This is a genomic window from Azospirillum sp. NS33, from assembly GCF_059703765.1.
In genome coordinates this window covers 24,970-49,937 of record NZ_BAAKJB010000029.1, presented here as the reverse complement: position 1 = coordinate 49,937, position 24,968 = coordinate 24,970, and the positions used below count along the sequence as shown (strand labels likewise).

At 73.3% G+C, this 24,968-nt stretch carries 25 protein-coding genes; 10 read left to right on the top strand and 15 right to left on the bottom strand.

Features of this window, described 5'->3' with window-relative positions; translation table 11 throughout:
* Positions 1–17 precede the first annotated feature (17 nt).
* Positions 18–1,067: a serine hydrolase domain-containing protein gene (locus AC6H2I_RS22570; RefSeq protein ID WP_497502984.1), complete on the top strand. Its 1,050-nt coding sequence runs from the start codon at positions 18–20 to the stop codon at positions 1,065–1,067.
* 11 nt (positions 1,068–1,078) lie between these two features.
* On the opposite strand, the gene AC6H2I_RS22565 is transcribed toward AC6H2I_RS22570, so the two are convergent.
* From AC6H2I_RS22565 to AC6H2I_RS22550, 4 genes are all read right to left on the bottom strand, one after another.
* Positions 1,079–1,984 (bottom strand): hypothetical protein, encoded by a 906-nt coding sequence (locus AC6H2I_RS22565; protein WP_497502982.1) that lies wholly within the window; start codon positions 1,982–1,984, stop codon positions 1,079–1,081.
* Positions 1,985–2,015: 31 nt separating this feature from the next.
* Positions 2,016–2,489, bottom strand: coding sequence for a type III secretion system chaperone (locus AC6H2I_RS22560; protein ID WP_497502980.1), 474 nt, complete (start codon positions 2,487–2,489; stop codon positions 2,016–2,018).
* A 164-nt stretch (positions 2,490–2,653) separates the two neighbouring features.
* Positions 2,654–4,939 (bottom strand): nitric-oxide reductase large subunit, encoded by a 2,286-nt coding sequence (locus AC6H2I_RS22555; RefSeq protein ID WP_497502978.1) that lies wholly within the window; start codon positions 4,937–4,939, stop codon positions 2,654–2,656.
* A 93-nt stretch (positions 4,940–5,032) separates the two neighbouring features.
* The gene (locus AC6H2I_RS22550; RefSeq protein WP_497502976.1) at positions 5,033–5,407 is read right to left on the bottom strand and encodes a DUF2087 domain-containing protein; all 375 of its coding nucleotides are present in this window, start codon (positions 5,405–5,407) and stop codon (positions 5,033–5,035) included.
* A gap of 125 nt (positions 5,408–5,532) precedes the next feature.
* Between AC6H2I_RS22550 and AC6H2I_RS22545 the strand changes: the two genes are divergently transcribed.
* The gene (locus AC6H2I_RS22545) at positions 5,533–5,754 is read left to right on the top strand and encodes a hypothetical protein (RefSeq protein ID WP_497502974.1); all 222 of its coding nucleotides are present in this window, start codon (positions 5,533–5,535) and stop codon (positions 5,752–5,754) included.
* 25 nt (positions 5,755–5,779) lie between these two features.
* Positions 5,780–6,076, top strand: coding sequence for a helix-turn-helix domain-containing protein (locus tag AC6H2I_RS22540; protein ID WP_497502973.1), 297 nt, complete (start codon positions 5,780–5,782; stop codon positions 6,074–6,076).
* A 96-nt stretch (positions 6,077–6,172) separates the two neighbouring features.
* Here the strand turns inward: AC6H2I_RS22540 and AC6H2I_RS22535 are convergent, their stop codons facing one another.
* Both AC6H2I_RS22535 and nirK read right to left on the bottom strand, forming a co-directional pair.
* Positions 6,173–6,604: a GlcG/HbpS family heme-binding protein gene (locus AC6H2I_RS22535; protein WP_497502972.1), complete on the bottom strand. Its 432-nt coding sequence runs from the start codon at positions 6,602–6,604 to the stop codon at positions 6,173–6,175.
* A 95-nt stretch (positions 6,605–6,699) separates the two neighbouring features.
* Complete coding sequence (gene nirK, locus AC6H2I_RS22530) at positions 6,700–7,785, bottom strand: copper-containing nitrite reductase (protein WP_497502970.1); 1,086 nt, start codon at positions 7,783–7,785, stop codon at positions 6,700–6,702.
* A 165-nt stretch (positions 7,786–7,950) separates the two neighbouring features.
* Here nirK and AC6H2I_RS22525 point away from each other — a divergent pair, with 165 nt between their 5' ends.
* The 3 genes from AC6H2I_RS22525 (at position 7,951) to AC6H2I_RS22515 (ending at position 9,510) form a co-directional block, all read left to right on the top strand.
* Positions 7,951–8,682 carry a Crp/Fnr family transcriptional regulator gene (locus AC6H2I_RS22525; RefSeq protein ID WP_497502969.1) on the top strand — a complete coding sequence of 244 codons (732 nt, stop codon included), beginning with the start codon at positions 7,951–7,953 and terminating at the stop codon, positions 8,680–8,682.
* Between the two features lie 242 nt (positions 8,683–8,924).
* Entirely contained in the window at positions 8,925–9,158 is a 234-nt protein-coding gene (locus tag AC6H2I_RS22520; RefSeq protein WP_497502967.1) for a hypothetical protein, read from the top strand.
* An 82-nt stretch (positions 9,159–9,240) separates the two neighbouring features.
* Positions 9,241–9,510 carry a DUF1858 domain-containing protein gene (locus tag AC6H2I_RS22515; protein ID WP_497502965.1) on the top strand — a complete coding sequence of 90 codons (270 nt, stop codon included), beginning with the start codon at positions 9,241–9,243 and terminating at the stop codon, positions 9,508–9,510.
* Between the two features lie 7 nt (positions 9,511–9,517).
* Here the strand turns inward: AC6H2I_RS22515 and AC6H2I_RS22510 are convergent, their stop codons facing one another.
* Positions 9,518–10,537 (bottom strand): transglycosylase SLT domain-containing protein, encoded by a 1,020-nt coding sequence (locus AC6H2I_RS22510; protein WP_497502964.1) that lies wholly within the window; start codon positions 10,535–10,537, stop codon positions 9,518–9,520.
* 79 nt (positions 10,538–10,616) lie between these two features.
* On the bottom strand, positions 10,617–11,042 hold the full coding sequence (locus AC6H2I_RS22505; RefSeq protein WP_497502963.1) for a PAS domain-containing protein: 426 nt from the start codon (positions 11,040–11,042) through the stop codon (positions 10,617–10,619).
* Positions 11,043–11,295: 253 nt separating this feature from the next.
* Here AC6H2I_RS22505 and AC6H2I_RS22500 point away from each other — a divergent pair, with 253 nt between their 5' ends.
* The gene (locus tag AC6H2I_RS22500; protein WP_497502962.1) at positions 11,296–11,745 is read left to right on the top strand and encodes an RrF2 family transcriptional regulator; all 450 of its coding nucleotides are present in this window, start codon (positions 11,296–11,298) and stop codon (positions 11,743–11,745) included.
* A gap of 86 nt (positions 11,746–11,831) precedes the next feature.
* Here the strand turns inward: AC6H2I_RS22500 and AC6H2I_RS22495 are convergent, their stop codons facing one another.
* The 6 genes from AC6H2I_RS22495 to ytfQ form a co-directional block, all read right to left on the bottom strand.
* Positions 11,832–12,701: an SMP-30/gluconolactonase/LRE family protein gene (locus tag AC6H2I_RS22495; RefSeq protein WP_497502961.1), complete on the bottom strand. Its 870-nt coding sequence runs from the start codon at positions 12,699–12,701 to the stop codon at positions 11,832–11,834.
* On the bottom strand, positions 12,698–13,561 hold the full coding sequence (locus AC6H2I_RS22490; RefSeq protein ID WP_497502960.1) for a FadR/GntR family transcriptional regulator: 864 nt from the start codon (positions 13,559–13,561) through the stop codon (positions 12,698–12,700). The genes AC6H2I_RS22495 and AC6H2I_RS22490 overlap by 4 nt, the downstream gene beginning before the upstream one ends.
* A 1-nt stretch (position 13,562) precedes the next feature.
* The gene (gene yjfF / locus AC6H2I_RS22485; protein ID WP_497502959.1) at positions 13,563–14,552 is read right to left on the bottom strand and encodes a galactofuranose ABC transporter, permease protein YjfF; all 990 of its coding nucleotides are present in this window, start codon (positions 14,550–14,552) and stop codon (positions 13,563–13,565) included.
* Positions 14,553–14,555: 3 nt separating this feature from the next.
* Positions 14,556–15,584: an ABC transporter permease gene (locus tag AC6H2I_RS22480; protein ID WP_497502958.1), complete on the bottom strand. Its 1,029-nt coding sequence runs from the start codon at positions 15,582–15,584 to the stop codon at positions 14,556–14,558.
* Entirely contained in the window at positions 15,584–17,107 is a 1,524-nt protein-coding gene (locus AC6H2I_RS22475; RefSeq protein ID WP_497502957.1) for a sugar ABC transporter ATP-binding protein, read from the bottom strand. The genes AC6H2I_RS22480 and AC6H2I_RS22475 overlap by 1 nt, the downstream gene beginning before the upstream one ends.
* An 86-nt stretch (positions 17,108–17,193) precedes the next feature.
* Positions 17,194–18,156 carry a galactofuranose ABC transporter, galactofuranose-binding protein YtfQ gene (ytfQ, locus tag AC6H2I_RS22470; protein WP_497502956.1) on the bottom strand — a complete coding sequence of 321 codons (963 nt, stop codon included), beginning with the start codon at positions 18,154–18,156 and terminating at the stop codon, positions 17,194–17,196.
* Between the two features lie 236 nt (positions 18,157–18,392).
* Here ytfQ and AC6H2I_RS22465 point away from each other — a divergent pair, with 236 nt between their 5' ends.
* Complete coding sequence (locus AC6H2I_RS22465; protein WP_497502955.1) at positions 18,393–19,397, top strand: chromate resistance protein ChrB domain-containing protein; 1,005 nt, start codon at positions 18,393–18,395, stop codon at positions 19,395–19,397.
* Between the two features lie 10 nt (positions 19,398–19,407).
* Complete coding sequence (gene chrA / locus AC6H2I_RS22460) at positions 19,408–20,823, top strand: chromate efflux transporter (RefSeq protein ID WP_497502954.1); 1,416 nt, start codon at positions 19,408–19,410, stop codon at positions 20,821–20,823.
* A 79-nt stretch (positions 20,824–20,902) separates the two neighbouring features.
* Here chrA and AC6H2I_RS22455 read toward each other — a convergent pair whose 3' ends face one another.
* Positions 20,903–22,351 (bottom strand): acetamidase/formamidase family protein, encoded by a 1,449-nt coding sequence (locus AC6H2I_RS22455; protein ID WP_497502953.1) that lies wholly within the window; start codon positions 22,349–22,351, stop codon positions 20,903–20,905.
* 281 nt (positions 22,352–22,632) lie between these two features.
* On the opposite strand from AC6H2I_RS22455, the gene AC6H2I_RS22450 reads away from it, so the two are divergent.
* Entirely contained in the window at positions 22,633–24,966 is a 2,334-nt protein-coding gene (locus AC6H2I_RS22450) for an acetamidase/formamidase family protein (RefSeq protein ID WP_497502952.1), read from the top strand.
* The last annotated feature ends 2 nt before the right edge of the window (positions 24,967–24,968 follow it).

Sequence of the window (24,968 nt, the reverse complement as noted above, 5' to 3'; positions counted from 1 at the left end):
GGCAGGGCATGGTTTCCATGCCCCGCCCCTTCCCCCGCCGGACCCTGCTCGCCGCCGCGGCGGCGGCCGCCCTGCCCGCCCTGGCGCGGCCGGCCGTCGCGGCCCCGGCCCCGCCGACCGGCGCCGCCTTCGACCCCGGCCTGCTGCGCCGCGCCGCCGACCGCGCCGCCGGGCTCGACCAGCTGCACGCCCTGGTCGTCGGCCGCCACGGCCGGATCGCGCTGGCCGAGGCGTTCCGCGGCCCGGCACCGGACCGGGCGGTCAACGTCAAATCCGTGTCGAAGACGCTGGTGGCCACGCTGACCGGCGCCGCCATCGACCGCGGCGCGCTCGCCGGCGTGGAGGCGACCCTGGGCGGCCTCGCCCCCGGGCTGGTGCCACGCCGTGCCGACCCGCGGGTGGCCGGGCTGACGGTGGCCCAGCTGCTGACCATGCAGGCCGGGCTGGAGCGCACCTCCGGTCCCGGCTACGGCCCCTGGGTGGCCAGCGCGAACTGGGTCGCCCACGCGCTGTCCCGCCCCTTCGTGGCCGAGCCGGGGGAGCGCATGCTCTACTCCACCGGCAGCTACCACGTGCTGGGGGCGGTGCTGGCCCGGGTCACCGGGCGCAGCCTGCTCGACCTCGCCCGCGACTGGCTGGGCGCGCCGCTGGACGTCGCGGTGGCGCCGTGGACCCGCGACCCCCAGGGTTTCTATCTCGGCGGCAACAACATGGCGCTTTCGCCCCTGGCCCTGTTCCGCTTCGGCGAGATGTGGCGCCAGGGCGGCGTGTGGGAGGGGCGGCGGGTGCTGTCCCAGGACTGGGTGCGGGCGTCGTGGACGCCGCGCACCCGCTCCCCCTTCTCCGGCGACGCCTACGGCTACGGCTGGTTCCTCGGTGCCGCCGGCGGCCACACGCTGGCCTACGCCCGCGGCTATGGCGGGCAGATGCTGTACGTCGTGCCCTCCCTGGCGCTCACCGTGGTCGTCACCTCCGACCCCACGCGCCCGGCCCGCAGCGAGGGCCATGTCGGCGCCCTCAACGCGCTCCTGGCCGAGGCCATCATCCCCGCCGCGGAAGCGGCCTGACGGGCGGCGGATCAGTCCAGGTCGAGCCGGTTCATCAGCGTCGTCAGGTCGACCTCCGTGCGGTCGGAAAGCTGGCTGGGCCGCACCTGCGACTGGCCGCCGCCGCCCGGGCGCACCTGCTGGTCGCCGCCCGTCGCGGTGGCGGTCAGCGGGTTGACGGTCGAGGTCAGGTAGGTGAAGTCGGACGTGGCTTCGGCCAGGAAGATCCGGCTGGGATTCGCCCCGCCGGGCAGGGCCGCCAGATCCTTCAGGCGTTCGGGGTCCATCGTGACCCCGCCCCTGGGGTCCGTCACGACCAGCTCCGGCACCAGGTCCCGCGCCTGATCGACGTTGAAATAGTACATGGAGTACGGGTTGTCCGTTTCGCGGAAGCCGACGAAGAGGTTGCCCTCCTTCGCCTCGGCCCTCTGCCAGTCGCGCCCGCTCAGCACCGTGCTGCGCATGCCGTCGAGGACGTCGACGAAGGCCTGCTCCTTCTGGTCGGTGGGCAGCTGCTTGATCAGGCCGGTGAGGGTGGCGTTGAGCACCTGGCCGGGGTCGCGCTCCGGCCCGTCCACCGCGGTCTCGGCGTAGCGATGGCTCTGGGCGACCATCGCGTCGATCTCCTTTTGCGAGTAGCCGAGCTTGCCCAGCGCGCCGGTCATCCCGGTGCCGGTCATGTGCCCCATCGCCTCCGGCACCATCCGGCTGTACTTGGTCGCCATGTGCATCATCGTGCCCGGCGACATGGCGCCCGAGCCGGTCAGCACGTTGTTGAATCCCGGGGTGGGAAAGGACGCGTCGAACGGGTGCACCCCGGTCTTGACCGTGGAGAACGCCTTCATCCCGGTCTGCGCGAGCTTCATGAACGCCGGCCCGCCCTCGGTCGCGAAGAGGGTGGTGGCGCGCGGGGCGAGCCCGCCGATAGACCCCATCATCTGCCGTCTCCTGTCTGCCGCACGGCGGCGCTCAACCGCGGATGAAGTCCTGGGGCGACGCCCCGGCGAAGGCCGGTGGCACCATGGCGGCCGCGCTCCGGCCCGCCTCGGCCAGCCGCTCGCACGCGGCGCGGGCCTCGGCGACGAAGCGGCTGAGGATGATGGTCAGGCGGTCCGGCGCGACGAAGGCCGCGGGGATCGCCATGGACAGGAACAGCTCGTTCCCCCCGGGCTGGGCGCCCAGCCCCATGCCGGCGGGCAACAGGGTGGTGAAGTTCAGCTCCAGCGCCAGGGCACGTACGGCCGGGCCGGCGGAGTCAGTCGCCTCGTGCACCGATGCGGTGAACCGCACGAGGTCGTACGCCGCGTCGACCTCCACCACGACGTCGACCCCGTCGACCGCCACCGCGGCGAAGCCGCTGCCGTCGACCGTGGTCAGGGCCACCGCGCCGCCGCTGGCCCCGTGAAGCCATTGCCGCACCGCATCCAACACCTTGCTGTCCATGTGCCGTTCCGTCGCTGCGGGCGCCGCCACCATGGCGACTGTTCCCGCGGCCTTAGTGACCGGCCGCGGGGAAGCGTTCCCACCGGAAACGCCGCGGGGCGGCGGCCCGGGCATCGCTGCCGGACCGCCGCCCCCCTAACGGGCTCCACCGTGGCGGGCGTCGCTCACTCCGCCGGCACGGCGGGGCTCGCCACCGGAACCGGCGCCGCCCTGGTGCGGGCCAGGCCGGCGCGCACCAGGCGCCAGGCGAACAGGGCCAGGATGACGGCGCCGGCGCTGAACACGATGTCGCCGGGCACACGCATCCACACCAGCGTTTCCATCAGGGTGGAGTGGACGATCTCGGGTGAGCGGGCGTACCACAGCCCCTGGGTGACGCTGGCCCAGGCCTGGTAGACGCCCGCCGGGAACAGCGACAGGAAGGACATCATAGCCAGCCCGCCGTTGAGCAGCCAGAACGTCCACTTCAGATGGCCGTCGTTCCAGGCGTGCGCCGGAACCAGACCGCGCAGGCAGAACAGCATCAGCCCGATGCCCAGCATACCGTACACCCCGAACAGGGCGGTGTGGCCGTGATTGGCGGTCAGGTTCAGGCCCTGGACGTAGTAGAGCGAGATCGGCGGGTTGATGAGGAAGCCGAAGACCCCGGCGCCCAGCAGGTTCCAGAAGGACACGGCGACGAAGAACAGGATCGGCCATTTGTAGGTGGCAACCCAGGGTGCGGCCTTGGTGTGGCGGTAGGTCTCGAAGGCCTCGCCGCCCACCAGGGCCAGCGGCACCACCTCCAGCGCCGAGAACACCGCACCCACCGCGATCACCGACACCGGGGTGCCGGAGAAGTACCAGTGATGGGCGGTGCCCAGCACGCCGCCGAACAGGAACACCACGGTGGAGGCCAGCACGGCGACGTTGGCGGTCATCGCCCGCACCAGCCCCAGGCGCACGAACAGCAGGCTGATGACGGCGGTGGCGAAGACCTCGAAGAAGCCCTCCACCCACAGGTGGACCACCCACCAGCGCCAGTACTCGACCATGGAGATGTGCGTGTGCTTGCCCCACATGAAGCCGGCCGCATAGAACAGGCCGATGGCGACGGTGGACAGGAACATCACCATCATCACCGGGCGGCTCTCGTCGGCCCGGGTCAGCGCCGGCCACAGGGCCCGGCCGACCAGCACCAGCCACAGCATCAGGCCGACGAACAGCAGGGTCTGCCAGAACCGGCCGAGGTCGACGTACTCCCAGCCCTGGTGGCCGAACCACCAGTTGGTGTCGAGGTCGAGGACCTGCTGCACCCCCAGCCATTCGCCGGCCAGCGAGCCCAGCACGACGAACACCAGCGCCCCCCACAGCACGTCGACGCCCAGCTTCTGGAAGCGCGGCTCGTGGCCCGACAGCGCCGGCGCGATGTAGAGGCCGGTGGCCAGCCACGCCGTGGCGATCCAGAACACCGCCAGCTGGGTGTGCCAGGTGCGGGTGACGGCGTAGGGCAGGATGTCGGCCAGCGGGATGCCGTAGAAATCGTGCCCCTCCACCGCGTAGTGGGCGGTGATGGCGCCCAGGGTGATCTGCAGCAGGAACAGGCCGATCACCGTCCAGAAATACTTGGCCGTGGCCTTCATCGACGGGGTCGGCGCCAGCGCCTTGAGCGGGTCGGCGGTGGGCGGGACGACGTGGTCCTCGCGGCGGGTGGCGGCGTGGCGCCACACCAGGGCGCCGATGCCGGCCACCAGCAGCACCACGCTCAACACCGACCACATCACGTTGGGGGCCGAGGGCGTGTTGGCGATCAGCGGCTCGTGCGGCCAGTTGGAGGTGTAGGTCACGGTGTCGCCCGGCCGCTCCGTCCCGGCGGCCCAGGCCGTCCAGAAGAAGAAGGCGGCGATGTCGGCGCGCCGGCCGGCGTCGGGCACCGCGTCGTTGGCGATGGCGTACTGCTCGCGCAGGGACTCCAACGCGGGGTCGTCGCCCAGCAGCGCCTGGACGTGGGCCGCCACCGCGCGGATGGCGGCGGCGCGGTCGGCCGACACGGCGAGGGTGCGGGTCGCGGGGTCGTAGGTGTTGGTGCGCATCTCCCGCACCAGCCGCTCGCGCAGCGCCCCCTGCTCCTCGGCGTCGAGCGCCGCGTAGGGCACGCCATGGGCGCGCCCCGCCCACAGGTCGAGCAGGGCGACCGCCTCGCGGTGCAGCCAGTCGGCCGACCAGTCCGGCGCGACGTAGCCGCCATGGCCCCAGATCGAGCCGACCTGCATGCCGCCCATGGACTGCCAGGCCAGCCGGCCCTGCTGGATGTCGTCGAGGGTGTAGAGGACACCGCCGTCGGCGGCGACCACCCGGTCGGGCAGCGGCGGCGCCTCGCGGTGCATCTGCCGGCCCATCAGCCCGAGCGCGGCGAACGACGCCACCATCACGAGGCCGAGGACCAGCCAGAGCGTCCTGGTGCTGATCATGGAAGGGGTCTCCCCTGGAGTTCGGTCCAGGGGAGAAAACCACACCCGCCAGGTCCACTTTTTGCGCTGGCGCAAACTCGCCGGCGATGGCCGTTACGCCGCCGCTCCGGCCGCCGCCGCCGGCGCCACCCGCGGCTTGAGGTGGCCGATCAGGACGCACGCCTCGGGCGGCGGGCGGCGCTCCATCCGCCGGTACTCCCGCCCGTCGCGGGTGCGCACCAGCAGGCCCAGGTCGCACAGCTCGCGGCGCAGCAGGGCGTGGTCGCCGAAGCGGTGATGGGCGGCCAGGTGGCGGTTCACCGCGGGCTCGTCCAGCACCGCGGCGGCGGGCAGGCGCGCCCACATCACCCATAGGCCGAGCAGTCGCTCGTTCCGCCGGCCCGGCCAGCGCAGCAGGCCGCCGCCGGCGTCGACATGGCGGGCGACCCGCAGGACCCTCAGGGTGTCGCAGCGTGAGCAGCCGCGCACGCACGGGCAAGGGCCGGTGCCAAGATACACTGCCGGCAGCCAGACGTGACGGCCATGCGCCGGAGTATGTCATTGGCGGAGTACCGGGGTGGTGTATAGTGGCGGCGACCTCTACAATCGCAGGCATGACCACCACCCGCTCCACCATCCCCCAAGCCGTGGCCGAGACGCCCGAATTCGCGGCGCGCGCCGCGGAACTCCTGTCGGAAGGCGAGCGTGCCGCGGTCATCGATCTTCTGGCGAGCGACCCGGAATGCGGGACGCTCATTCCCCATGGCGCCGGCATCCGGAAGGTCCGGATAGCCGTGGGTGGCCACGGCAAGCGTGGCGGCGGCCGGGTGGTGTAAAGGATGCGGCGCGGAGGAAGGAACCATGAGCGACATCGGACAAAGCATCATCCGCGGACTGCAAGAGGCTCTGGCGCACGCCAGAGGGGAAGAGGTGCCGGGAATGCGGGTGCACGTGGTCGACGTCGAGGACGTCGACGTTGCCGCGGTGCGGGCGTCCGTTGGCATGACGCAGGAACAGTTTGCGCGTTCCTTCGGGGTGAGCGTGCACACGCTGCGCCAGTGGGAGCAACGCCGCCGCACGCCGCGCGGGCCGGCGCGCGCGCTTCTGCGCGTGATCGCACGCGAGCCGGTGGCGGTCCGGCGGGCGCTGGCCGACTGACACCGCCGGCCGGCACCCTCCCCCTTCGGCTGCGCCGTCGCCGCGGCGGACCGAAGCCGCCGCGGCAACAGTCGCATGGTGATGGGTGGGCGGCGCCTACAGCGCGTCGGCCCCGGCGCGGGAGACCACGGCGTCCTGGTGGGGGGCCATGCCCGACACGCCGATGGCGCCGACGATGCGGCCGTCCACCAGCAGCGGCAGGCCGCCGTCCAGCGGCGTCATCCCCGGTGCGGCCAGCAGGCGCAGGTGCAGGCCGCCCTTGGCCAGGGTGTCCTCCAGGTCCTTGGTCGGCCGCTTGAAATCGGCGGCGGTGCGGGCCTTGCCCTCGGCGATGGCGACGCTGCCGTTCTGGGCGTGGTCCATCTTGTGGAGCAGCACGGGGCGGCCGGCGCCGTCGACGATGGCGATGACCATGGGCCAGCCGTTGCGCAGGGCCTCGCGCTCGGCGGCCTCCGCCACCCGCTTGGCGGCGGCGAGCGGGATCGGCAGACCGTAGGGAACGGGTCCGTCGGGGGTGGGCGAACTCATTGGGAACACTCTTTTTTTGGGTTGCGTCCGGTTGGTCTGCCCATGATGGCGCGGCGCCGCACCCCTGCCAAGAGGGTGCGGCACCGCGGTCCGCGTCAGTGCGCCGCGTCGGCCTGGGCGGCCTGGGCGGTCTGGTCGGGCAGGCCGGGCTTGAACAGGTCGGGGCGCTCCGGCCCGTCGACCACCAGGGTGCCGATCAGGCCGCGGGCGGCCCGCGACAGGGCGTGGTCGACCAACAGGTACGAGCCGGGGACCTCGACCGTGAACTCCACCGCCGCGGCGCCGCCCGGCGGCACGGTGATGGTCTGCACGTCGCTCAGCCGCGGCGCCGTGAGCGAGCCGAGGTCGTAGACGTGGTCGAAGATCTCGCCGATGACGTGGAAGCTCGAGGTCTTGTTGGGGCCGCCGACGCCGAAGTAGATGCGCACGGTCTCGCCCGCCGTCGCCCGCAGGGCGCGGTCGCCGGTCAGCGCCTCGGCGGCGCCGTTGAAGACGTAGTATTCGGGCCGCTCGTCCATCAGCTTGTCGTAGCTCTCGGTCAGTTCGCCGGCGCTGCCGTACGCCTCTTCGGTGTAGATCTCGCCCTGCATGACGTAGAACTCGTGGTCGACCGGCGGCAGGCCGCCCTCGGGCTCCACCAGGATCATGCCGTACATGCCGTTGGCGATGTGCTGGGCGGCCATCGGCACGGCGCAGTGGTAGACGTACAGGCCGGGCTTCAGCGCCTTGAAGGTGAAGCCCTTGGTCTCGCCGGGGGCCGCCCGGGTGGCGCTGCCGCCGCCGTGCAGGCCGGTCACCGCGTGGAAGTCGACGTTGTGCATCATCATGCTGTCGTCGTCGTTCGTCAGCGACACCTCGACCGTGTCGCCGACCCGCACGCGCACCAGCGGGCCCGGCACCTTGGGCGCCCCGCCGGCCTCGGCGAAGGTCCAGTAGCGGTAGCTCGTGCCGTCGGCCAGTGTGCCCAGGACCTCCTTGGTCTCCAGGTCGAGGCGGACGGTGGCCGGGGCGGTGCGGCCGGTGGCGGCGGGCACCGCGGCGGCGTCGCGCACGATGTCGACCGGCGCCGGGACGGTCTCGGTCAGGGCGGTGTCGGCCGGGGCGGTGTCGGCCGGGGCGGGGCCGGCCAGGGCGAGCACCAGGGCGGCGGCGGTGGACGCGAGCAGGGTACGGGGGGTCATGGCGGTTCGCTCCGTTCCTTGGGGCGGCGGCCGGCGTCGGCCGCGCTGTTGGACCGACGATGCGCCCGCGCCCCGGAGCCGTGTTTGTCGGGGCGCAAAGAGCGCACGGGTTGCGCTAGACTGCGACCGGCCGCCGCACGCACCGCCAGCAGGGAGCCGCCCGCCATGCCGCCGACCCCCGACCCCGCCGTCCTCCACGGCATGGCCCTGTTCGCGGGGCTGGACGGCGCGGCCCTGGCCGAGGTGGTGGCCCGGGCCCACACCCGCCGCCTGCCCAAGGGCACCCAGATCTTCGCGCAAGGGGACGAGGCCGCCGCCGGCCACGCGCTGATCGACGGCCGGGTCAAGATCGTGCAGACCGGGGCGGAGGGCCAGCAGGTGGTGCTGCGCTTCCTCGGCCCCGGCGAGATGTACGGCACACTGGCCATGTTCACCGGCGGCGTCTACCCGGCCGACGCGGTGGCGGTGGCCGACTGCGTCGAGATCCACTGGCCGGCCGCGGCGATGACCGCGCTGATGGAGCGCCACCCGCGCATCGCGCTCAACGCGCTGGGCATCATCGGCCGCCGCCTCGGCGAGATGCAGAGCCGCCTGCGCGAGCTGTCGACCGAGCGGGTCGAGCGGCGCATCGCCCGCGCCCTGCTGCGCCTGGCCCGCCAGGGCGGCCGCCGGGTCGAGGCCGGGGTCGAGATCGACTTCCCCCTGTCGCGCCAGGACCTGGCGGAGATGACCGGCACCACCCTCCACACCGTCAGCCGCACCCTGTCGGGCTGGGAGGGCCAGGGCATCGTCGAGGGCGGCCGCCAGCACGTGCTGATCCGCGCCCCCCACCGCCTCGTCGCCATCGCCGAGGACCTGCCGGCGCCGCCCCGGCAGCCGGCGCCGGGCGAGGCCTAGACGCTTAGACCTTGGTACGATCCCGGGAACGCACCGCTCCGCCTCCGGTTGTCGGGGCAGTGCCGGGGCGGCCAACGCCTCGGCCACCCTTTGTCAAACACCCGGAGGATACGGCCATTACCAATCCCCGCCATCTGGCGCTCGCGTCCGCCCTCGCGCTGGGCCTCTCCTCGTTCGCCGGCGCCGCGGCGGCGCAGTCCGACGCCCCGGCCGCGACGACGGCTCCGGAGAGCGGCGCCGCGGTGACCGGCGAGCTGCCCGCCGACTCCCTGGCGGAGAAGCGCACCGGCACGATGACCGGCGAGCCGGTGACCCAGGGCGACGGCGGCTCCATGGAGGACAGCGCCACCGCCGATCCCACCACCGCCGATCCCGCCGGGGACCTGCCCGACGGGTCGCTGGCCGAGAAGCGCACCGGCACCATGACCGGCGACCCGGTCACCCAGGGCGGCGGCGGCTCCGGCGACGCGCAATAGGGGGCGGCGTTTGCGGCAGCGCAACGACCGGCGGGACGGGCGGCCCTAGGCTGACCGTCCCGCCCTCCGTCGGAGACCCGTCATGCCCGCCGCACCCCTGCCGCCCCTCGGCCCCGACCTCACCGTCGCCGCGGTGCTCGAGCGCTGGCCCGCCCTGGCCGCCGTGTTCCTGCAGCGGCGCATGGCCTGCCCGGGCTGCGCCATGGCCGCCTTCATGACCCTGGGCGAGGCCGCGCAATCCTACGGCGCCGATCCCGCCGCCCTGCTGGCGGCGCTGGAGGCGGCGCGGACCGGGCCGCCGCCGGACGGCCCCTTCGCCCCGCCCCTGCCCCACGCCGCGGCGGCGGGGTGAGCCGGCGTCACGCGCTGGGCGGCACCACGAAGCACGCCATCCCCATCGCCGCCAGGCTGAGGCAGGTGCGCGCCGCCTCCTGCTCGGTCAGGCCGGCCAGGCGGGCCCGGAACAGCGGGCCCTCGATGGTGTCCACCGGCTGCACCACCCGCGTCGTCCGGTCGAGCAGGGTCGGCAGGCTGCGCTGCGCCCGCTCGATCACCCGGGCGCTGTCGTCGGGGGAGCGGAAGGCGCCGAGTTGCACCGTCCACACGCCGGCCGCCAGCGGCGCCGCCACCGAGGTCGCCATGGGCGGGGCCGCCGCCGCGGCAAGGGGGGCGGCGGCGACCGTGATGGTCGAGGGCGGGTAGGACGGGGCCGGCGCCGGAGCCGGCAGGGGCACCGGCGCCGCCACCGGCCGCGCCGGTGCGGCGGGCAGCGGGGTGGCCGGCACCACCACCGGGGCCGGGGCCGGAACCGGGGCCTGGGCCACCATGACCGTGGCGGTGCTGGGCGCGCCCAGCCGCGGCCCCACCGCGGCGAGGTAGCGGCGGGTCTCGCCCGGCAGGGTGCGCTTGCCAGCGAGGTAGTCGCCGTAGCAGCGCGGCCCGCAATTGTAGGCGGCGAGGAACCCCGGCGCACCGAACAGGTCGTACATCTCCCGCAGGTAGGCGGTGCCGGCCAGGATGTTGTTGCGCGGCTCGTAGGGGTCGGAGCCGAGCCCGTGCTTGCGCCGCATCTCCTGGTAGGTGCCGGGCATCACCTGCATCAGCCCCATGGCGCCGGCGTGGCTGGTGATCGGGCGGCCGTTCATCATCGTCCGCCCGCCGCTCTCCTGGCGGATGACCTCGCGGATCCACTGCTCCGGCATGTTGAACCGGCCCGCGGCCTCGGCGATGTGCTGGTTGTGGTCGCCGCTGTAGTCGCCGCGCCCGCTGCTGCCGCAGGCGGCCGCCAGCAGCGACAGCACCACCGTGGCCGCCAGACCCAGCGCCCGCCCCCGTCCGGTCCGTCCCGTCACGGTCGTGCGCCCGCCGTCGCGATCCATGACCCGCTCCCCCTACCCCCATAGATGGGGGAGCATCGCAAATTCACGACCGCGCGTAAACACGCGCGGCGCCGCGCCCTCAGCGGCCGGCCAGCTGGCGGCGCAGGTCCTTCAGCTCGGTGAACCGCGCGGTGACGTCGCGCATCACCGATCCCATGCCCAGCATGGCGCCGTCGGCGTCGGTCAGCGCAACGATGGTGAACTCCACCGAGATGCGGCTGCCGTCCTTGCGCAGGGCCGGCACCGACAGCAGGTCGCCGCTGCCGTAGCGGCTCTGGCCCGTCTTCATCACCTGGTCGTAGCCCTCCCAGTGGCGCTGGCGCTGGCGCTCGGGAATGATGATGTCCAGGGACTGGCCCAGCGCCTCGTCGGCGGTGAAGCCGAACATGCGCTCCGCCCCGGCGTTCCAGTACCGGATCATCCCCTCGCGGTCGGAATAGACGATCGCTTCCGCCGGGCTGTTCAGCAGGGCCAGCCCGAACCGCTGCAGGTCGTTCTCGTTCATCGCGTCCTCCCCCCTTGTGCCTGGTGACAATGTGTGGCGGCCGGCACGCCGGTCCAGCGCCGCCGGGCTGCCGCCGCCGCCGCGCCGCGGGCTTCCCGCATGGCGGAAACGCCGCGCGGCGCCAAAACATTCATAATTCATGACTGTTTTTCTGGGAAGCGGAAGTTTCCTCGAAAAAACCTTCATTTCTGGGCCGTTGCGCGACACACTGCGGTGCACGCACCGCTCCGCCAGACGCCCGAGGACGCCGGCCATGCGCCTGTCCACCTACACCGATTACGCCCTGCGGCTTCTGATGTGCCTGGCGTTGCGGCCGGACGAGCTGATGACCATCCAGGACGTGGCGGACCGCTACGCCATCTCCAAGAGCCATCTGATGAAGGTGGCCCACCACCTCGGCCAGGCCGGCTACGTCGAGGCGGTGCGCGGCCGCAACGGCGGCCTGCGCCTGGGCCGCCCGGCCGAGCACATCCGCCTCGGCGACGTGGTGCGCCTGACCGAGGAGGAGATGTGCATGGCCGAGTGCATGAACGCCGCCACCGGCCGGCCCTGCCCGCTGCTGAGCGCGTGCCTGCTCAAGACTGTGCTGGCGGAGGCGCTCGGCGCCTTCCTGGCCGTGCTCGACCGCCACACCCTGGCCGACGTGGTGGCGCCGCGCAACGCGCTGGCCCGGCTGCTCGACCTGCCGGTGGCCCACGGCTGAGACACCGCGGCCATGCCGGGATTCCGGGCCGGGATTCCGGGCCGGGATTCCGGGCCGGGATGCCCGTGCCCGGATACAGCGCCCGGCTACCGTGCCCGGAAGCGCGGCTCCGGCCGGCCCGGCACGTCCACCGTGACGGCGAAGACGCCACCGGCCGCCGGCTCGGCCGCCCGCCGCGCCGCGTCGTAGCCTTCCCACGCGGTGGTGACGTAGAGGGTCGTCAGGCCGGGTCCGCCCAGGGCCGGGCAGCTCGGCTGCGCCACCGGCAGGGGGACCGAGCGCTCCTCGCTGCCGTCGGGGCGGTAACGCGCCACCCGGCCGCCGCCCCACAGCGCGCACCACACGTGGTCCTCGGCGTCGGTGATCGCCCCGTCGGGGCTCTCGTGGCGGCCGGAGTGGTCGACGAAGACCTCCGGCGGCCCCACCGGCCGGCCGGTCGCCGGGTGCAGCGGCCAGCGCCAGACGATGCCCCGGGCGCTGTCGGCGAAATAGCCGGTGCGCCCGTCGCCGCTGAAGCAGCAGGCGTTGGGAATGGACAGGCCGCGGCGCAGGGTCTCCACCGCACCGCCGTCGAAGCGGTGGAGCGCGCCGGCCCCGGGCTCGGCCCGCCGCCCCATGGTGCCGATCCAGAAGGCGCCGTGGCGGTCGACCCGGCCGTCGTTGGAGCGGGTGGCGGGGATGTCCGCCTCCAGGGGATGGCGCGGCGTGCGCGTGCCGCGGTCCAGGTCGACCTCGACGAAGCCGCGGGCGGTGGCGACCAGCACCCGGGCGCGGTCGATCCAGCCGATGGCCGAGGGCGGGTCGTCGAAGCCCACCCGCCCCCGCGGGCTGCCGTCGGCGGCCAGCGCGTGGAGGGCGTGGCCGAGGATGTCGACGAACAGCAGCTCGCCGCGCTCCGGGTGCCACAGGGCGCCCTCCCCCAGCTCGCAGGCGCAGTCGGCGATCAGGCGCATCATGGCGCGCCCGCCGTCTCGCCCGCGGGGATGTCCGCCGTCCGGTCCGCCGACAGGTCGGCCGTGACCTCCGCCGCCACGCCCGGCCCGGTGCCCAGCGCCGCGGCAATGCGGTCGGCGCCGGAGCGGATGACCTGGCGCATGGCGGCGCGCGCGCCGTCCTCGTCGCCGGCCTCGACGGCGGCGGCGATGCGCCGGTGCTCCTCGGCCGAGACGGCCATCTTGGCCGGGTCATCGGCCGGCGAGGAGATCCGCAACGCCGCCGCCAGCGCCGCCTCGATCAGGGCGCTGATGGAGCGCATGAACGGGTTGCCCGAGGCGCGGGCCACCACCAGGTGAAAGGCCAGGTCGTGGTGGGCGAAGCTGGACGCGGTGTTGGCCGCCGCGGCCATGCGCTCGGCCAGGCGGTAGAGCTCGGCGACGTCGGCCGCGGCACGGCGCCGCGCGGCGAGTGCGGCCGCTTCGGGCTCGAGGGCCAGCCGGACCTCGGCCAGGGCGGCCAGGAAGGGGCGGTCGACGCCGCTTTGCAGGTGCCAGGCCAGGGTGTCCGGGTCGAACAGGTTCCAGTGGGAGCGTTCCAGAACCCGCGTGCCGATGCGCGCCTTGGCCTGGACCAGGCCCTTGGCGGCCAGCGTCTTCATGGCCTCGCGCAGCACCGTGCGCGAGACCCCGAAGCGGGCGATCAGGGCGGCGTCGCTGGGCAGGATGCTGCCCGGCGGGAAATGGCCGCCGATGATCTCCTGGGCCAGCTCGCGCACCACGTGGGCGTGATGGGTGCGCACCGCCGGGCGGCCCAGCGAGGCGATGCCGATGGGAACGCCGTCGGCGCCGGCGGCGGCCCCGCCTCCCGCTCCGCCCGCCATCTCAGGCCGGGCCTCCGGCGCCCGACGCCGCGGCGGGGCGGCGGCCCGACAGCCACACCAGGGCGCGCTGCTGCACGATGAAGGCGAAGAGCAGGGCGCCGATCACGATCTTGGTCCACCAGCTCGACAGGGTTCCATCGAACACGATATAGGTCTGGATCAGTCCCTGCATCAACACACCGATGAAGGAGCCGGCGACGAAGCCGGCGCCGCCGGTCAGCAGGGTGCCGCCGATCACCACCGCGGCGATGGCGTCCAGCTCCACCCCCACCGCCGCCAGCGGGTAGCCGGCCGAGGTGTAGAGGGAGAAGACGATGCCGGCGAGCCCGGCGGCGAAGCCCGAGAGGGCGTAGACCGCCACCGTGGTGGCCGCCACCGGCACCCCCATCAGCTCCGCCGAGACGCGGTTGCCGCCCAGGGCGTAGACATTGGCGCCGAACCGGGTGCGGTGGGCCAGCACGACCCCGGCCAGGGTCACCGCGATCAGCACCCAGCCGATCAGGGTGAGCCGGCCGCCGCCGGGCAGCCGCCAGTAGAGCTGGTGCAGGGCGTCGTAGGCGGCGTGGTCGATGGCCAGGGAGTCGGTGGTGAGCACGAACGCGACGCCGCGGTAGAGGAACATGCCGGCGAGCGTGACGATGAAGGGCGGCATCTCCAGGAAATGGATCATCGCCCCGATCGCCGCCCCGCCCAGCGTCGCCAGGGCCAGCGCCAGGGCGAAGGCGGCCAGGGGATGGACGCCCAGCCGGCCGATCAGGACGGCCAGCAGCACACCGGTGAAGGCGATCACCGAGCCCACCGACAGGTCGATCCCGCCGGACAGGATGACGAACGTCATACCGACCGCGACGATGCCGAGAAAAGCGTTGTCGGTCAGCAGATTGGCGACCACGCGGGTGGACAGCATGGCGGGGAACTGGAGGGCGCAGGCGGCGTAGGCGGCGAGGAAGATCGCCAGCGTCGCCAGCAGCGGCAGGGTGCGGGCGTTCATGGCTCAGCCCCTCCCGGGGCGGCGCCACCGCCGGGCGGCCGCGGACGCGGCGCGCGCCGCCTGGGGCGACTGGAGGACGAGGATGGCGAGGACGATGGCCGCCTTGATCAGCAGGTTGAACTCCGGCGGCTGGCCGGACATGAGGATGCCGGTGTTCATGGCCTGGATGATCAGCGCGCCGACGATCGACATGGGAATGGAGAATCGCCCGCCGAACAGGGACGTGCCGCCCAGCACCACCGCCAGGATGGCGTCCAGCTCCAGCCACAGCCCGGCGTTGTTGGCGTCGGCGCCGCGGATGTCGGCCGCCGCGATGACCCCGGCGACCGCCGCGCAGGCGCCGGACGCCACATACACCGCGATCAGCACGAGCCGCGCGTCGAGCCCGGCCTGGATGCTGGCGCGGCGGTTCACGCCGATCGCCTCGATGAACACGCCCAGCGCGGTGCGCCGCACCAGCAGCACCGCCGCCACGGTCAGCGCCGCGGCGATGGCCACCGGCATGGGCAGCCCGGCCACCGCCCCCGACCCGAGGAACACCATCCCCGGGTCGACGAAGGTGACGATGGCCCCTTCGGTGACGAGCTGGGCGATGCCGCGGCCGGTCACCATCAGGATCAGGGTGGCGACGATCGGCTGGATGTCCAGCACCGCCACCAGGAACCCGTTCCACAGCCCGCACGCCATCCCCGCGGCCAGGGCGCCGGCCAGCGCCACCGCCAGCGGCTGGCCGTCGGCGATCAGGGTCGCGGCCACCGCCCCGCACACCGCCATGACCGCGCCCACCGACAGGTCGACGCCGCCCGACGCGATCACCAGCGTCATGCCGACGGCGAGGATGGCCACCGGCGCGCCGCGGTTCAGCACGTCGATCAGGCTGCCGTAGAGGCGGCCGTCGGTGATGGTGAGGTCGAAGAACCCGGGAAAGGCCAGCCAGCTCGCCAGCAGGACCAGGCCGAGCGCGGCGAACTGCGGCCACGCGGCGCCGCGGTGGCGGACGCCGGCGCGGCCGCGGGCGAGGGCGCCGGGCATCACGCGGCCTCCGGGCGCGGAGCGCCGCCGTCGGCGATGGTGCGCATGATCGCGGCGGCACTCAGCCCGCCGCCCGCCAGCTCGCCCACATGGCGGCGGTCGCGCAGCACGACGATGCGGCTGGAGCAGGCGACCAGCTCGTCGAACTCCGACGAGATCACCACCAGCGACATGCCGTCGTCGCACAGCCGGGTGATCAGGCGGACGATCTCGGCGTGGGCGCCGACGTCGATGCCGCGGGTCGGCTCGTCGAGGATCAGCAGGCGCGGCTCGGTGGCCAGCCAGCGCGCCAGGACGACCTTCTGCTGGTTGCCGCCGGACAGCAGCTTGACCGGCGTCTCGACGTCGGCGGTGCGGATGTCCAGCGCCCGGACGAAGCGGTCGGCCAGCGCCGCCTGCTCGGCCCGCGGCAGCGGCCTCAGCCAGCCGCGCCGCGCCTGCAGCGCCAGCATGATGTTCTCGCGCACCGACAGGTCGCCGACGATGCCGTCGGTCTTGCGGTCCTCGGGGCAGAAGCCGAAGCCCAGCGCCACCGCCTGGCGCGGCGAGGCGAGGCGCACCGGGCGGCCGTCGACGCGCACGGTGCCGCTGTCGGCCGCGTCCAGGCCGAACAGGAGGCGCGCCGTCTCGGTGCGGCCGGAGCCGAGCAGCCCGGCCATGCCGACCACCTCGCCGGGGCGGATGGCAAGATCGAAGGGCGCCACCGACCGGCGGCGGCCGACGCCTTCGAAGGCGATGGCCGGTGCGGCGCCGGCGTGCGGCGCGCGGCCGCCGGCGTGCTCGGCCTCCTCCAGCGCGCGGCCCAGCATCATCCGCACGATGGCCATGGGGTCGGTGTCGGCCACCGCCACGGTGGCGATGCGCCGGCCGTTGCGCAGCACGGTGACCCGGTCGGCCAGCGCGAAGACCTGGTCGAGGAAATGGGTGATGAAGACGATGCCCAGGCCGCGGGCGCGCAGCCGCCGCACCACCGCGAACAGGGTCGCCACCTCGCCGTGGTCGAGACTGGCGGTCGGCTCGTCGAGGATCAGCACCTTGCCGGAGAGGTCGACGGCGCGGGCGATGGCGACGATCTGCTGCACCGCCACGGAATGGTCGCCCAGCAGGGTGGCGGTGTCGAGGTCGAGGCCGTAGCCGGACAGCATCGCCCGGGCCCGGCGCTCCATGGTTCGGCGGTCGACCAGCCCGAAGCGGCGGGGCTGGCGGCCCAGGAAGATGTTCTCCGCCACCGACAGGTTGGGCAGCAGGTTGACCTCCTGATAGACCGTGCCGATGCCGAGATCCTGCGCTTCGCCGGTGCCGTGCGGGGCCACCGCGGCGCCGGCCATGCGGACGGTGCCGGCGTCGCGGCGGTGGACCCCGGTCAGCACCTTGACCAGGGTCGACTTGCCGGCCCCGTTCTCACCGAGCAGGGCGTGGACCTCGCCGGCGTGCAGGGTGAAGTCGACGCCGTCCAGCGCCGTCTGGCCGAGAAAGCTCTTGGTGATCCCGCTGGCCTCCAGCAGGGGCGGGGATGATGCCATGGCGCACCCGATGCGGTGTGTGGAAGCGGCCGGACCCGGTCCGGGGGGGTGAGGGGGCCGGCGGCGACCGCCCCCTCCCTCCGGGCTCAGTAGCCCATGCCCTGCTTGTCCTTGTAGACCGCCATCGGGTCGTCCGCCTGGGTGAACAGCCGCGACTCCGTCTGGATCCACTTGGGCGGCTGCTTGCCGCTCTCCTTGAAGGCGAGGACGGCGTCGAAGGCCGGGCCGGCCATGTTCGGCGTCAGCTCCACCGTGGCGTTGGCCTCGCCGTCGGCCATCGCCTTGAAGATGTCGGGCACCGCGTCGATGGACACGACCAGGATGTCCTTGCCGGGCTTCAGCCCGGCCTCCTTGATCGCCTGGATGGCGCCGACCGCCATGTCGTCGTTGTGGGCGTAGAGGGCGCAGATGTCGCGGCCGCCGTTCTCGGCCTTGAGGAAGCTCTCCATCACCTCCTTGCCCTTGGTGCGGGTGAAGTCGCCGGTCTGGCTGCGAACGATGGAGAGGGTGTCGTGCTTGGCCACGACCTCGTCGAAGCCCTTCTTGCGGTTGATGGCGGGGCTGGAGCCGACGGTGCCCTGCAGCTCGACCACGCGGCAGGGCTTGGACCCCACCTCCTTGGCCAGCCACTGCGCCGCCACCCGGCCCTCGTGGACGGTGTCGGAGGTGACGGCGGTCAGGTAGAGGCTCGTGTCGGCGTCCACGGTGCGGTCCAGCAGCACCACCGGGATCTCCGCCTCCTTGGCCTCCTGCAGCACCGTGTCCCAGCCGGTGGCGACGACGGGGGCGAGGAAGATGGCGTCCACGCCCTGCGCCACGAAGGAGCGGATGGCCTTGATCTGGTTCTCCTGCTTCTGCTGGGCGTCGGCGATCTTCAGGTCGATGCCACGCTTCTCCGCCTCCCGCTTGGTGACGGTGGTCTCCGCGGCGCGCCAGCCCGATTCCGAGCCGATCTGCGAGAATCCCACGGTGAGATCGGCCGCATGGGCGGTCGAGGCCAGCGCGACGCACGCCACTGCGAGCGGCGCCAGGCGCATGAACGGAATCATCGGTATCCTCCCTTGGTTGGGTCCGCCTCGGGTGGGGCCGTTGATGGCGCCCGGTGCCGGCAACCGGCCGTTGGTGCGATCGCCGAGGCAGCAATAAGCATATTGTATGATTATTTGAAACGCAAGAGCACGAACAATCCGTTCTGCAACTTATCGCTCACGCGGCCCTGATGCGGCGCCCGCCGGGATATGATACAGCTGTTGCATCATTCCATCGCCAAAGATACAGTTGCCGCATGACGCTGTCCCAGGCTCCCGAACCCCCGTCGGACTGGCTCCTCCTGGCGCACCAGTTGCCGCCCAAGCCGGCCTATTTCCGCGTCAAGATCTGGCGCCGGCTCCAGGGGCTCGGGGCGGTGGCGATCAAGGCGTCGCTCTATGCCCTGCCGTCGACCAGCGAATCGCGCGAGGATTTCCGGTGGCTGCTGCGGGAGATCCAGGAGGGCGGCGGCGAGGCCGCGGTGTTCGAGGCGCGGGCCGTCGACGGCCTCAGCGACCTGGAGATCAGGGCGCTATTCGACAGCGCCCGGGACGCCGACTACGACGCCCTCGCCGCCGAGGTCCGGGCGATCGCCGACGCGGTGGAGGCCGATCCCGCGGGATGGCGCGGCCGCCCCGCGGAGCTCCGGACGCAGGCGGCCCGGCTGCGGCGGCGCCTCGCCGACATCGTGGCGATCGATTTCTTCGGGGCCCATGGACACGAGGCGGCCGAAGGGCTGCTGTCCGCCGTCGAGCGGCGGCTGGTGGCGGCCCCGGCGGCGGCGGCGGAGGACGATGGCGCGGCGCGGGCGGTGCCGATCCCCGTGGAGACACCGCACGCCCGGACCTGGGTGACGCGACGGGGGGTCCACGTCGACCGCATCGCCTCGGCGTGGCTGATCCGCCGGTTCATCGACCCGGCCGCCCGGTTCGCCTTCGTCGCGGACACCGGGTCCGTGCCGGAGCCCGAGGCGATCCGCTTCGACATGTTCGAGGCCGAATACACCCACGAGGGCGACCGCTGCACCTTCGAGGTGCTGCTGGCCAAGCTCTGGCGGCCGGATCCGGCGCTCTCGGCGATCGCCGAGATCGTCCACGACATCGACCTCAAGGACGGCAAGTTCGGGCGCGAGGAGGCGGCGGGGGTCAGGACGCTCGTCGCCGGGATCGCGGCGGCGACGGACGACGACCTGCGGCGGCTGGAGCGCGGCGGCGCGGTCTTCGACGACCTCTACGAATACTTCCACGCGGCGCATGACTGAGGAGAGCGCGATGGCCCGGACGGATGCGGCTGCGGACAGCCCGGTGCGCGACACCGGCAGCGACGGGCACGGTGTGAGCCTCGGCGAGGCCACCTGGGTGTGGGCGCGGATCGCGGCGCTGAGCTTCGGCGGCCCGGCCGGCCAGATCGCCGTGATGCACCGCATCCTGGTCGACGAAAAGCGCTGGATCGGCGAGGGGCGGTTCCTCCACGCGCTGAACTACTGCATGCTGCTGCCCGGCCCGGAGGCCCAGCAGTTGGCCGTCTACATCGGCTGGCTGATGCACCGCACGCCGGGCGGCCTGATCGCCGGCGTCCTGTTCGTGCTGCCGGGCGCCGTGGCGATCATGGCGCTCAGCTGGGTCTACGCGGCACTCGGCAACGTCGGCCTCGTGCAGGGCCTGTTCTTCGGCCTCAAGGCGGCGGTGCTGGCCGTCGTCCTCCAGGCGGTGGTGCGCATCGGCCGGCGGGCGTTGCGGAACCCGGTGATGCTCGGCCTCGCCGCCGCCGCGTTCGTCGCGATCTTCGCCCTGGACGTGCCGTTCCCCGTGATCATCCTGGTGGCCGGGCTGATCGGCTTCAGCGGCGGGCGGGCGGGGATGCCCGCCTTCCTGGCCGGCGGCGGGCACGGCGCGTCCGGCGGGGCGAGCCTCGCCGACGCCGACAGCCTGCTGGGCGAGGCCATGCCGCCCCACGCCCGCCCGACGCCGGGCTGGTCGCTGCGGGTCGCCGGCATCTTCCTGGCCCTGTGGATCGCGCCCGTGGCGGCGCTGCTGCTGGTGTTCGGGCCGGGCGACGTCTTCACCGACATCGCCGTGTTCTTCTCGAAGATGGCCGTGGTCACCTTCGGCGGTGCCTACGCGGTGCTGGCCTACGTGGCGCAGCAGGCGGTGGAGACCTATGGCTGGCTGCGGCCCGGCGAGATGCTCGACGGCCTGGGCATGGCCGAGACCACACCGGGCCCGCTGATCATGGTGACCCAGTTCGTCGGTTTCATGGCCGCGTTCCGGGAGCCCGGGGCGCTGCCGCCGATGCTCGCCGGCACGCTGGGCGGGCTGCTGACGACCTGGGTCACCTTCACGCCCTGCTTCCTGTGGATCTTCCTCGGCGCTCCGTTCGCCGAGGCGCTGCGCGGCAACCGGGCGGTGGGCGGCGCCCTGTCGGCGATCACCGCCGCGGTGGTCGGGGTGATTCTCAACCTGGCGCTCTGGTTCGCGCTGCACGTCCTGTTCGGCGCGGTGACCGAGGTGCGGTTCGGGCCGGTGGCGCTCGATCTCCCCGCTCCGGCATCGATCGACCTGCCGTCGCTGGCGCTGACCGTGGGCGCCCTGCTGGCGGTGTTCCGCTTCAAGGTGGGCATGATCCCGGTGCTGGCCGCCTGCGCGGCCGCGGGCATGGCGTGGTTCGCCGCCAGCGGCAGCGGATGACGGGGGCGGCGGGAAGACGGCGGCGGTGCCGAGCGCGCGTCCTCCGCCCCCCGGGGCCGGGGGGCGGAGAACCGCCGCGTCAGCCGCGGCCGGAGAAGATGTCCTTCTTGATGATGGCGTGGACGCCCCAATTGCCGTCGACCACCTGGGTGATGCCGAAATCGACGCCGATCGACAGCAGCGACACCGCCTCGTCCTCGGTCAACCCCTTCGCCGTCATCAGGAAGTGGCGCATCTTGCGGAAGGCGTCGCGCATCGCCAGGTCGACCGACGACTTGCCGTAGATGGCACTCTGGGCGTCCGGCCCCAGCTCCTTCAGGTAGTTGGCGAAGGAGAAGCCGTGCACCAGCCAGTCGGTCTGGGTTTCCAGCAGCGGATAGTCCACCTCCTCCAGCGGCGTCCCGGCGAGGTCGGCCTTCTTGTGCAGGATCAGCTGGAAGGTGCCGGTCAGCGAGCACTCGATGGCGGTGCCGCACAGCTCGCTGTCGCCCTGGGAGGCGTGGGGGTCGCCCACCGAGAGCAGCGCCCCGTCCACCGCGACCGGGTAGTAGAGGGTGGCACCCTTGCCGATGCGCCAGTTGTCGATGTTGCCCCCGGTGTAGCTGGGCGGCACGGTGTCGACGAACTCGGCCTCCGCCGGGGCCAGCCCCAGCGTGCCGAAATGGGGGCGGATCGGCACCCGCACGCCCTTCAGGACGTCGAAGTTGCGGCTGGTCAGGCTGTGGTCCACCGGCACGCCGGGGTAGTCGATGGTCGCGTGCTCGACCCCGAACGGGTCGGTCTGCGGCACCCACTTGAAGCTGTAGACCGCCTCCGCCCAGCTCCGGCCGCCGCTGGCGTCGACCTCGTAGATGGTCACCACCTCGCGCTTGGCGCCGTCCAGCATGTCGTTGTAGTGGAAGCCCCAGTTGGCCGCGGCGTTGGAACCGAAGGCCTTGCCGGCGAAGGGCGGGTTGGCGCAGGGCCGCGGCGCGCAGTCGAGGATGCGCACCTCCAGCACGTCGCCGGGCTCGGCGCCGCGCACGTAGACCGGGCCGGTCATGATGTGCACGCCCATGCCCTCGCCGGAGCCCTTCTTGTAGACCGTCGGGTCGGTCGGCCCGGCGCCGCGCCGGTCGACGCCCTTCTTGTCCTTGGTCCAGAGATAGACGCTCTCGGCCCCGGGGTCGCCCTGCACCATGCGCTCCAGGTCGTCGCCGGCGTGGTGGGTCAGCGTCTCGATGGTGACGTAGTCGCCGCTGTCGACCTCGACCTGCGGCTTCAGGGTCTTGCTGAAATAGCCCCAATGCACGGTGTCGGCGGTCGCCGGCAGGTGGTGGTGGGTGCGCTGGAGCGGCTGGCGCGCCGTCGACGCCCGGGCCAGGCCCGGCGTCACCACGCTGAGGCCGCCGCCGGCCAGCGCCGCCAGCCCGCCGGTCGCGTACACGCCGCTGCGCAGGAAGCCGCGGCGTTCGACGTCGATGTCCTCCTTGAACGCCTTGTGGTGGGCCGCGAAATCCGGGCAGGTCACATCGTCGCCACGGCACATGGTCGAGCCTCCGTCGGAAGGGGGAATGGGCTGGGTGCCCGACGACTATCGGCCGACCCAAGGCGGCGCGGCAACCGCCCTGGCGGCACGCCGGACCGCCTCCCCCGCGCCACCGGACAGCGGATTTTCCCATGTGTCCCAACACCTTGCCCGCATCGCGCTGACCCGTCGCGGCGGCCCCCCGTCGGCCAGGATCAAGAGTTTGTTCGCATTGCGTCAAATGCGCCGCTGCGAATAGGCTTAGGATGATCGCCGACCGCCCCGCACGAGAGGTGACGCCCATGTCCGCCCGGCATCTCGACGTCGACACCGTGCCCAGCGCCGACCGGCGCGCCGCGTGGGACGCGGCGCTGGAGGACCTCTGCCTCACCGCCCGCGACACCGACGGGCGCGACGTGTCCGGCACCATCCGCCTGACCCCCTCGGCCAGCGGCGCCTGCCTCGCCCTGGTCTCCGGGCCGCCGCAGCGCCTCGGCCCGCGCCCCGCCGCCGCGGGCGGCGGGGCGGACGCCTCCCCCTTCCTGCTCATGCTGGCGCTCAAGGGACGCGGCAGCCTGCACGCCGGCGGCCGCGCGCCGGAGTTCGCCGACGGCGACCTCGCCGTGCTCGACCTGGGCCAGTCCTGGCGGATCGGCTGGCGCCAGGACTTCCACGCGGTGCTGCTGGAACTGCCGCGGGCCGCGGTGGAACCGCGCCTCGGCCGCAACCGCGTCGCCTTGCCCCTGGTGCTGGGCGGCACCGTGGCGGCGCAGGGCGCCAAGGCGCTGCTGCGGGTGCTCGCCGGCAACGCCGAGGCGGTGGAGCAGGCCTGCCTGGGCGCCGCGGAGGCGGCGGTCGCCGAGCTGGTGGTCAGCGCGCTGCTGTCGGAGCTGAAGGCGCCGGACGGGACGATGACCGAGGTCCAGTCCGCCCATTTCCGGCGCGTCGCCGCCTGCATCGAGGGCCGCCTGGCGGAACCCGAGCTGGCGCTGGCCGACGTCGCCGCCCAGGTCGGCATGTCCGTGCGCTACCTCCAGCGCCTGTTCGAGCGGCGCGACGAGAGCTTCTCGTCGTATCTGCGCCAGCGCCGGCTCGACCGCTGCAAGACCGACCTCCAGGACCCCAACCACGCCCACGAGGGCGTCGCCGCCATCGCCCTGCGCTGGGGCTTCACCCACCAGGCCCATTTCAGCCGCTCCTTCAGCGCCGCCTACGGGGTGCCGCCGCGCGCCGCGCGCTCGGCCGGGCCGGTGTTCACCGCCTACCCGCTGCGCGGCCACCCCGGCGCCCGCAAGGCGGCCGACACCGGCGGCGCGCGGCCGCGCGGCGGCGTCCTCGCCGCGCCCTGCGGCGGCCCGGCCCCGGTGCCCGAACGGCCGGCGGTGCCGGACGGCCACCACTACCTGCCGGTGTGCCCGGAGACGGTGCACTGGGGCTATCTCAGCCGCCACCTGCCGCCGGTGCTGCGCGTCCCCTCGGGTGCGGTGGTGCGGGTCGAGACGCTGACCCAGCACGGCGGCGACGACCACGCCCGGATGATCGCCGGCGACGCGGCGGCGGAGAGCGTCTTCGCCTGGACGCGCGAACGCAAGGCGGTCGACCGCCGCGGCGCCGGGCCGATGGACGGCCGGGTGTTCGGCCGCGGCGCCGGCGAGGGGTTCGGCGTGCACATCTGCACCGGCCCCATCTTCGTCCGCGACGCCGAGCCCGGCGACGTGCTGGAGGTGGAGATCCTCGACATCCAGCCCCGCCCCTGCGCCAACCCGGCGTTCCCGGGCAAGGCCTTCGCCAGCAACGCCGCGGCCTGGTGGGGCTACCAGTACGGCGACACCCTGCTGGGGGCGCCGGAGCGCGAGGTCGTGACCATCTTCGAGATCGACCTGGCCGATCCCGACCACGCCCGCGCCCTCTACAGCTACCGCTGGACGCCGCAGACCGACCCCTTCGGCGTGGTGCACGCCCGCATGGACTATCCCGGCGTCGTCGTCGACCACGCCACCGTCGCCCGGGTCGACGGCGTGCTGGCCGGCGCCCGCATCCCGGCCCGGCCGCATTTCGGCTTCGTCGGGGTGGCCCCGCGCGAGGCCGACCTGGTGGACAGCATCCCGCCCGGCTATTTCGGCGGCAACATCGACAACTGGCGCGCCGGCAAGGGGGCCCGCCTCTACCTGCCGGTCTCGGTGGAGGGGGCGCTGCTGTCGATCGGCGACGGCCACTTCGCCCAGGCCGACGGCGAGATCAACGGCACCGGCCTGGAATGCTCGCTGACCGGCGACGTGCGCCTGCGCCTGCACAAGCCGGGTGCCGCCGCCGCCCACCTGCGCGGCCTGCGCGCGCCGCTGATCGAGACGCCGACCCAGTGGGTGATCCAGAGCTTCAGCTTCGAGAACTACCTGCGCGACCTCGGCCGCCACGCCCAGACCGAGGTCTACCGCCGCTCCACCGTCGACCTGGCGCTGCGCAACGCCTTCCGCCAGACCCGGCGGTTCCTGATCGACGTCTACGGGCTGGACGAGGACGAGGCGGTCAGCCTGATGTCGCTCGCCGTGGATTTCGGCGTCACCCAGGTGGCCGACGGCAATTTCGGGGTGCACGCCACCATCGACAAGGCGGTGTTCGCCGACCGCAGGGGCTGAGC

What these genes read in the sequence shown, in the direction of transcription:
- AC6H2I_RS22570 (WP_497502984.1), top strand. Translation starts at nt 18, where the DNA reads ATGCCCCGCCCCTTCCCCCGCCGGACCCTGCTCGCCGCCGCGGCGGCG.
- AC6H2I_RS22565 (WP_497502982.1), bottom strand. Translation starts at nt 1,984, where the DNA reads ATGATGGGGTCTATCGGCGGGCTCGCCCCGCGCGCCACCACCCTCTTC.
- AC6H2I_RS22560 (WP_497502980.1), bottom strand. Translation starts at nt 2,489, where the DNA reads ATGGACAGCAAGGTGTTGGATGCGGTGCGGCAATGGCTTCACGGGGCC.
- AC6H2I_RS22555 (WP_497502978.1), bottom strand. Translation starts at nt 4,939, where the DNA reads ATGATCAGCACCAGGACGCTCTGGCTGGTCCTCGGCCTCGTGATGGTG.
- AC6H2I_RS22545 (WP_497502974.1), top strand. Translation starts at nt 5,533, where the DNA reads ATGACCACCACCCGCTCCACCATCCCCCAAGCCGTGGCCGAGACGCCC.
- AC6H2I_RS22540 (WP_497502973.1), top strand. Translation starts at nt 5,780, where the DNA reads ATGAGCGACATCGGACAAAGCATCATCCGCGGACTGCAAGAGGCTCTG.
- AC6H2I_RS22535 (WP_497502972.1), bottom strand. Translation starts at nt 6,604, where the DNA reads ATGAGTTCGCCCACCCCCGACGGACCCGTTCCCTACGGTCTGCCGATC.
- nirK (WP_497502970.1), bottom strand. Translation starts at nt 7,785, where the DNA reads ATGACCCCCCGTACCCTGCTCGCGTCCACCGCCGCCGCCCTGGTGCTC.
- AC6H2I_RS22525 (WP_497502969.1), top strand. Translation starts at nt 7,951, where the DNA reads ATGCCGCCGACCCCCGACCCCGCCGTCCTCCACGGCATGGCCCTGTTC.
- AC6H2I_RS22515 (WP_497502965.1), top strand. Translation starts at nt 9,241, where the DNA reads ATGCCCGCCGCACCCCTGCCGCCCCTCGGCCCCGACCTCACCGTCGCC.
- AC6H2I_RS22510 (WP_497502964.1), bottom strand. Translation starts at nt 10,537, where the DNA reads ATGGATCGCGACGGCGGGCGCACGACCGTGACGGGACGGACCGGACGG.
- AC6H2I_RS22505 (WP_497502963.1), bottom strand. Translation starts at nt 11,042, where the DNA reads ATGAACGAGAACGACCTGCAGCGGTTCGGGCTGGCCCTGCTGAACAGC.
- AC6H2I_RS22500 (WP_497502962.1), top strand. Translation starts at nt 11,296, where the DNA reads ATGCGCCTGTCCACCTACACCGATTACGCCCTGCGGCTTCTGATGTGC.
- AC6H2I_RS22495 (WP_497502961.1), bottom strand. Translation starts at nt 12,701, where the DNA reads ATGATGCGCCTGATCGCCGACTGCGCCTGCGAGCTGGGGGAGGGCGCC.
- AC6H2I_RS22490 (WP_497502960.1), bottom strand. Translation starts at nt 13,561, where the DNA reads ATGGCGGGCGGAGCGGGAGGCGGGGCCGCCGCCGGCGCCGACGGCGTT.
- yjfF (WP_497502959.1), bottom strand. Translation starts at nt 14,552, where the DNA reads ATGAACGCCCGCACCCTGCCGCTGCTGGCGACGCTGGCGATCTTCCTC.
- AC6H2I_RS22480 (WP_497502958.1), bottom strand. Translation starts at nt 15,584, where the DNA reads ATGCCCGGCGCCCTCGCCCGCGGCCGCGCCGGCGTCCGCCACCGCGGC.
- AC6H2I_RS22475 (WP_497502957.1), bottom strand. Translation starts at nt 17,107, where the DNA reads ATGGCATCATCCCCGCCCCTGCTGGAGGCCAGCGGGATCACCAAGAGC.
- ytfQ (WP_497502956.1), bottom strand. Translation starts at nt 18,156, where the DNA reads ATGATTCCGTTCATGCGCCTGGCGCCGCTCGCAGTGGCGTGCGTCGCG.
- AC6H2I_RS22465 (WP_497502955.1), top strand. Translation starts at nt 18,393, where the DNA reads ATGACGCTGTCCCAGGCTCCCGAACCCCCGTCGGACTGGCTCCTCCTG.
- chrA (WP_497502954.1), top strand. Translation starts at nt 19,408, where the DNA reads ATGGCCCGGACGGATGCGGCTGCGGACAGCCCGGTGCGCGACACCGGC.
- AC6H2I_RS22455 (WP_497502953.1), bottom strand. Translation starts at nt 22,351, where the DNA reads ATGTGCCGTGGCGACGATGTGACCTGCCCGGATTTCGCGGCCCACCAC.
- AC6H2I_RS22450 (WP_497502952.1), top strand. Translation starts at nt 22,633, where the DNA reads ATGTCCGCCCGGCATCTCGACGTCGACACCGTGCCCAGCGCCGACCGG.